Origin of the sequence: Caldisericum sp. (assembly GCF_049967455.1) — a bacterium.
Taxonomy (GTDB): Bacteria; Caldisericota; Caldisericia; order Caldisericales; family Caldisericaceae; genus Caldisericum; species Caldisericum exile_A.
Map to the genome: position 1 here is coordinate 1 of NZ_JBMFSR010000048.1, position 6,970 is coordinate 6,970.

Genomic DNA, 6,970 nt, shown 5'->3' on the forward strand with positions numbered 1-6,970 from the left:
ACTACCCCAAAAGGAGGAGATTTCTCCTCACTACGTTCGTCGAAATGACTGGTTGTGTCATTCCGAAGTGGCGTAGCCACGAGGAATCTCCTCAATTTTTGGGGAGTGTTGAGGGGGCGGTTTGTTGTTCCCTCAAAATATAGACACTCACTCAGAACTTCATTTAGCACAAGAAGAAAAAGGTCTTTTGGAATGAAGTTAAAGAAGATTTAGTAAATGATATACGACTAGTAAATTGTATAAAGGACGCCCTATACTTTCAATTTAAATTCTTCTGTATAATGAAGTGAAGGGGAGGAATTATGGATAGAAAAACGAATAGAATTTTAATTTTTGTGGTAATTGTTTTGACTCTTATTTCTATAAGTGAGGGCGTTTACATCTTTAAATTGAAACAAACGACAAATGAATTACAAACTCCCAATGCAAGGACCGAATATTCAAGTTTACTTGTGCCATATCGTGAAGGTATCTTATGGGGATTTGCAGATAGAAATGGAAATATCGTAATTAAGCCACAATTTGAGGATGTATGGTTCTTTACCGATGGACTAGCAAAGGTAAGATTAAAAAGACTATATGGATTCATTGACGCAAAAGGCAATTTCGTTATTAAACCGCAGTTTGAAGTAGTTCGTTCATTTTCTGAAGGACTTGCACTTTTTATGAAAAACGGTTTATTTGGTTTTATTGATACAAAAGGAAATATGATAATTGCTCCACAATTCGAAAATGCAATGGATTTCAAAGAAGGGCTCGCCCCAGTGAAGAAAAATGGACTTTGGGGATATATTGATAAGAGTGGAAAATTCGTAATTGAACCTATGTATACTTTCGCATCAACTTTTGAAAATGGCATAGCACATATTAGTTTTAATGGAATTGATGGCTACATCAATAAGAACAATCAAAAGTTTTTCAAAGATAACTAAAGCGAATTAACCAAACTCATTGTGATTGCACTTAAAAGTGGCACTGAGAAATTATCATCCTCAAGCGGAGCAAGTTCTGCAAGAGTTGAAACAATTGCACCAGTCAAAAACACGGCAATGCTTACAAGCCCGAGTTTTAAATAGATTGCGGCAATGAGAGTATTCGTCAAGAATGCAGCGATTGTGCCTTCAAGAGTTTTTTGGGCAAATATATGAAATTTTCCAATACTAACACCGATGCTCCATGCAGAAAAATCACCAAAAATTGTAAACATAATTGCAAGGGATCCAATTGGAGGCGAAAAGAAAGACAAAGTCATAAAAGCACCAAGTAGAAACATTACCATTGATGAAATACGTTTTTCTTCACTTCCTTTATATGGAATTGGTGCCTTGAAGTTTCTTTTTGAAAAGCGCAAAGTCTCAAAAATTACAAATGTCAAAAATACTATCCCAAGAATAATAAGCGTGTATAATTTGTAAAAAAGTACCCCAACTGCAAAAATTGAGGCTAATGGCCTTAGCCACTTCCTTGAAAGAAGTCTCTTTTCTTCTACGCTGATGTCTTTAAGCTTTTCGTGAAGTAAATATTCAACTCTTTGCGCAACGCTATAAAGCCCTGCAATGAGAAATGCAATACTTTCCACCCGAATACCATAGTAAAGAATAACCGAAATAATAAACAAGGGCAGTACAAAAAGAGTAATTGTATTAGCAGAATGCCACTTGTTTCGCATAAAAAATAAAAGTGCAACAATAAGGGTTATTGGAATAAACACATAGGCAAAGCGCATATCATAAATAAGAAGAAGCACGAGTGCATAGCCCATAATGCCAATTGACGCTGCCATACCACGGCCACCCCTAAAGTGAAGGTAAAAGGGTGCGATATGTCCCAAAACTGATGCAAAACCCGAAGCAAATGCCACAGGCAAAGACGCCCCCAACTTTAGTGCAATAAATATGGCAAGAGGTGATTTAAAAATATCGTAAATTCCAACAAGGATCGCAAACCTATATCCAAAAAGGTTTGCAGTGTTTGCAATACCAGGATTTCTTGACCCCGCTTTTGTTACATCAACTCCTCTAAATTTTCCTACAAAATATGCAGGTAAGAAACTTCCAAGAAGATAACCAATAATAACCGGAAGGATCACTTTTAAAAGTATTTCCATATGCACCTCATAAAACTTTTAGAAGATTTACGATTACTTTATTTTATATGTTTTTTCACAAATTACATATAATATGCATATAGGGAGGAGAAAATGATAAAAATTGTTGTGGATTCAACAGCTTATCTTGGTAAAGAGTTTGTGGAATTAAATGATATTAAAGTCGTACCCATAAGGATCTTCTATAAGGGAAGAGATTTTAAGGAGGGTGAAGAAATATCCATAGAGGAGTTTTATCAATTCCTCAAAAATGCAGATGAATTTCCAAAAACTTCGCAACCATCTCCAGATGATTTTATTAGTGTCTTCAAGCCCATCCTTGAGAAAGGGGATTCTGCAATTTCAATTCTTATTTCAGAAAAAGTAAGTGGCACAATAAATTCTGCAAGACTTGCAATAGAAACTCTTAAAACAAACACAATAAAAATTATAGATTCAAGATCTTCAATCTATGCGATAAGATACCTTACAGAACATGCGTTAAATCTGATAAAGAACGGACTCGACTTTGATACAGTCTACAATGAAACAAGTAAGGTTGTAGAAAGGCTAAGAGATAGATTTGCTCTAAGCGAAATAAGATATTTAGGTGCAAGTGGACGCATAAAAAAAGAAATTGCACTCATTGGAAGTGTTTTAAGTGTAAAGCCCGTGTTCTCTTTTACAAATGGCCTCATTAAACTTGAGGGTATCTTCAGAAGTTTTAATAAAGCAAAAGAATACCTAAAGAAATTTATAACAAATGAATTCAGAGAGTTTGGCTTAGAGAAAATTGCAATTATGTATGGATTAAACAAAGATGAAGCAAATGAATTTGGAGAATACATAAAAGAAATCTATGGATTGAAACCAGACATTATTCAGGTTGGTTGTGCAATTGGAAATTATGCAGGACCAGAATGGCTTGGCATAGGAATACTCAGAGGTAAAGCATGAAGATATTCGAGTTTTTAAAGAAAAATTATAAACTTTATCTTATAAACAGTGTGCTTGCAGTTTTAATTTATTACACTTCAAAAATATACGATCTGACGAACCATGCAACTTCATGCGTTCATGTGCTTTTGACGCCACTCGATAAACTTGTGCCATTTATTCCCCAGTTTATTATAATTTATAACTCTCTTGAACCTATTATTTATATTACGCTCCTTTTCTTTTTTCTGTTTCATCCTCGCATATTTACCCCTCTTGCGATTTCTTTTATCTCTCTATTTCTTGTTAGTAATTTTGTGTATGTTGTTTTTCAAACATATGTGCCAAGACCTAATATAACCTACGGAGCGAATTATTTTGTAAATCAAGTTGTAAAACTTTATTCAAGCGATAATCCATATAATTGCTTTCCAAGTTTGCACTGTGGAACAGCTGCGCTAGTTTCCTCGGTATGGTTTGTAAAAAAGAAGTACAGAATAATTGCATATTTAATATCAATCTGGGCAATTTTAATAATCCTTTCGACACAATTCTTAAAGCAGCACGTTATTGCTGATATCATTGGTGCACCGCTTGCAATAGGAATTTTCCTTATTTTTTATAATGTTTTTAATCTTGAGCAAGAATATTAAAGAAAAATTTATTATTTGTCAAAAAACACAATTCTAATCTTATTTTAAAGCCCACAAACTAAAGAGAGGAACCAATAGAAGACTATTGACATTTTTCGAAACTTAACTAAAATTCACACAAATTAAGAGGAATATATGGAAAACATTATTTTAATTTTGGCTACAAGAAAACATGCTAAAAGACATACCCGCACAAGAGCGCCGGCGGGTTGATATAAATTTATATTGTTTTTTTATAAGCCGGCGCAAAAGGCCGGCTATTTTTAATTTATAGGAGGAAAAAGATGAGAGGATTTACAAAGGTAGCAGCGGTATTGGTAGTGTTAGTAATTTTAGCAATCTTAACTGGCTGTGCAAGTTCAGGACAGGTTAATGGAGTTGTGAAGGACCAAAGTGGAGTAGCAATCAAAGGTGCAACTGTGTATTTAAACGACCTTCAAACTACAACAGATGCAAACGGTAAATTTGTATTCAGTAATGTAAAATCAGGGGACTATGTTTTAAAAGTTGAAGCAGAAGGTGCAACACCTTATCAAGAAAACATCAAGGTTTTAGGAAGTGGTATTTCAAAAGAAGTTACTCTTAGGTTTAACTCCCTTGCAAGGGTAAAGAGAGCAGGAGTAATTGTTTTCGGATCTGACACAACTTATGCACCCTTTGAGTGGATCGACCCTAAAACAGGAAATGCCATGGGTTTTGACGTTGATCTTGCAAATCTTCTTGCAAGTAAAATCGGTGTTAAAGCACAGATTGTCACAGCAGACTTCTCAGGCATAATTCCTGCCTTACAAACAGGAAAGTTTGATGCAATAATTTCAGCAATGACCATCACAGATGAAAGAAAAAAAGAAGTTGATTTCTCAGATCCCTACTATAATTCTGGACAGATTCTTGCAGTCCAATCAAGCAATAACTCAATAACAAAGCCAGAGGACCTTGTAGGAAAAACTGTCGGAGTTCAGACCGGTACCACAGGTGAAGAGGCAGCAAAAAAGATCAATGGTGCAATCGTTAAAAGTTACCCAGATATTCAACTTGCACTTTCTGACCTTGAAATCGGAAGAATAGATGCCGTAATAAACGATCTTCCTGTGTCGCTCTACTATGCAAAGACGCATCCAAAGGTAAAAATAGTAGGATCGCTTTTTACAACTGAGCAATACGGAATTGCATTTAGGAAAGATGAACCAGAATTAAGAGACGCAATAAACAATGCCTTAAAAGAAATTAAAGCAAATGGTGAGTATACTACACTTTACAAGAAGTGGTTTGGCACAGCGCCACAATCAATTCCATAGAGGTGATTTTTTATGCAATTTAGATTAGACTTATTTATTCAAACGTTACCATTTCTCCTCCAAGGACTTAAGACAACTCTTGGACTAACTTTTCTTGCAATGGTTTTTGGTATAGCATTTGGTCTTGTTATTGCATTATTGCGAATTTCAAAGAGCCCTCTTTTACGGGGGCTCTCTTCAATTTATGTAGATACCCTGAGAGGGACACCACTTTTGCTTCAAATTCTCATCGTTTATTATGTCTTTCCAGGATTTGGACTTAAACTTGATGCATTTACCTCAGGTGTAGTTGCACTTTCATTTAACTCAGCTGCATACATCTCGGAAATTTTTAGAGCAGGAATTGAATCAATATCATTTGGACAGTTTGAGGCAGCAAACTCGCTTGGAATGAATTATTATCAAACGATGAGGTATGTAATCCTCCCTCAAACGATAAGAAGAGTAATCCCTCCAATTACAAACGAAATTGTTGCTTTACTAAAAGACACTTCACTTGTAATGATTACAGGAATAGCAGAACTTACCTATAAGTCAAAACAAATTTCATCTGCAACAGCAAATGTACTTACACCATACCTTGCGGCAGGAATTATTTATCTTTTACTTACAATTCCTTTAACAAGACTTTCACAAAATCTCGAAAGGAGGTTTGCAAAAGGTGATTAGAACAGTAGATTTAACAAAGAGATTCGGAAACATAAGAGTTTTTGAAAATGTTAACTTCGAAGTAAAAAAAGGTGAAAAAGTGGTAATAGTTGGACCATCTGGCGCAGGAAAAAGCACATTCCTCCGATGTTTGAATGCTCTTGAATTACCTACATCAGGAGAAATTTACTACGAAGGTAGTCTTATAAATCCAAAAACAAATCTTAACAAATTAAGAGAAGAAATAGGGATGGTTTTTCAGCATTTTAACTTATTTCCTCATCTTACAGCAATTGAAAATGTAATGCTTGGACCTATTGTTGTAAAGAAAATAGATAAAAACCTTGCAAGAAATATCGCAACAAATTATCTTAAAAAAGTGGGGTTAGGACAAAGACTCAACCATTATCCAAAAGAACTTTCAGGTGGAGAAAAGCAAAGAGTTGCAATAGCAAGAGCACTTGCAATGGAGCCAAAATTAATGCTCTTTGATGAGCCAACCTCAGCACTCGACATAGAGATGATTCAGGAAGTGCTTGATGTAATGAAAGAGATTGCAGAAAACGGAATGACAATGGTTGTAGTAACACACGAGATTGCGTTTGCAAAGGAAGTTGCTGATAGAGTTGTTTTTATGGCTGATGGACGCATCGTTGAAGAAGGAAAACCTTTAGAATTCTTTGAAAACCCACAAACAGAAAGGGCAAGAAGATTCCTTAGAAGTGTTCTTAGTGTATATAGCGTTTAAGTTTGAAAATGTTAAAAGGCAATATTGGTAAGGATTTTTAGAATATGCTTGTAAGGGTCTAAAATTTTACGCTTAAAGAGCAATTTTAAATTGCGTGTTTAAGACCTTGCATTTGCATGCGTTTAGAGAGGCAAAAATTTGTTCAAGGTAGTTTAACCCATTTTAACTCTAAAAATCCTCTCTAAATTGAAAATTTGATAGGGTAATAATCAAGTTTTAATGCTGGTTCTACGGAACAATGCGGGATTTTTAAGTTTGATTTCTATCTAAGGTAAAATAACAAATTGAGTATTTATGATGGTTTTTAATATTAGTGGATTTTGTTATACCCATAAATATTTTTTATGCTTAAAAATAAGTAGGAGAAGAATGTAGTCTTAGTTTTATTTTACCAAAAAGGCTTAGAATATGCTTCATGAAATTGCTGGAGGGGAGCTTCCCACCATTTAAACTGCAAAGATGTCTCACTGCACTCGACATGACAACCATTTTGAGGGAATACAACACCGCCCCTCAATACTTCCCCAAAAAACAGTCATTTCGAAGGAGCGTAAGCGACTGAGAAATCTCCATATTTTGAGGGGGCACTAAACCGCCTTCT

Annotated in this window: 7 protein-coding genes; 6 read left to right on the forward strand and 1 reads right to left on the reverse strand. The window is 35.1% G+C overall.

What is annotated here, in order from left to right; all coding sequences use genetic code 11:
- Positions 1 to 302 precede the first annotated feature (302 nt).
- The gene (locus ACP5SP_RS07030) at positions 303 to 932 is read left to right on the forward strand and encodes a WG repeat-containing protein (protein WP_424587114.1); all 630 of its coding nucleotides are present in this window, start codon (positions 303 to 305) and stop codon (positions 930 to 932) included.
- Here the strand turns inward: ACP5SP_RS07030 and ACP5SP_RS07035 are convergent.
- Positions 929 to 2,107, reverse strand: coding sequence for a glycerol-3-phosphate acyltransferase (locus ACP5SP_RS07035; RefSeq protein WP_428076337.1), 1,179 nt, complete (start codon positions 2,105 to 2,107; stop codon positions 929 to 931). The genes ACP5SP_RS07030 and ACP5SP_RS07035 overlap by 4 nt on opposite strands.
- Before the next feature lie 93 nt (positions 2,108 to 2,200).
- On the opposite strand from ACP5SP_RS07035, the gene ACP5SP_RS07040 reads away from it, so the two are divergent.
- From ACP5SP_RS07040 to ACP5SP_RS07060, 5 genes are all read left to right on the forward strand, one after another.
- A complete protein-coding gene (locus tag ACP5SP_RS07040) occupies positions 2,201 to 3,043 on the forward strand; it encodes a DegV family protein (RefSeq protein WP_424587115.1) in 843 nt (280 codons plus the stop codon).
- The gene (locus ACP5SP_RS07045; RefSeq protein WP_416085743.1) at positions 3,040 to 3,675 is read left to right on the forward strand and encodes a phosphatase PAP2 family protein; all 636 of its coding nucleotides are present in this window, start codon (positions 3,040 to 3,042) and stop codon (positions 3,673 to 3,675) included. The genes ACP5SP_RS07040 and ACP5SP_RS07045 overlap by 4 nt, the downstream gene beginning before the upstream one ends.
- A gap of 284 nt (positions 3,676 to 3,959) precedes the next feature.
- Positions 3,960 to 4,973, forward strand: coding sequence for a transporter substrate-binding domain-containing protein (locus ACP5SP_RS07050; RefSeq protein WP_424607134.1), 1,014 nt, complete (start codon positions 3,960 to 3,962; stop codon positions 4,971 to 4,973).
- Positions 4,974 to 4,985: 12 nt separating this feature from the next.
- Positions 4,986 to 5,642 (forward strand): amino acid ABC transporter permease, encoded by a 657-nt coding sequence (locus ACP5SP_RS07055; protein ID WP_416085741.1) that lies wholly within the window; start codon positions 4,986 to 4,988, stop codon positions 5,640 to 5,642.
- On the forward strand, positions 5,635 to 6,369 hold the full coding sequence (locus ACP5SP_RS07060) for an amino acid ABC transporter ATP-binding protein (protein WP_416085740.1): 735 nt from the start codon (positions 5,635 to 5,637) through the stop codon (positions 6,367 to 6,369). Before ACP5SP_RS07055 ends, ACP5SP_RS07060 begins: the two co-directional genes overlap by 8 nt.
- Positions 6,370 to 6,970: the final 601 nt, after the last annotated feature.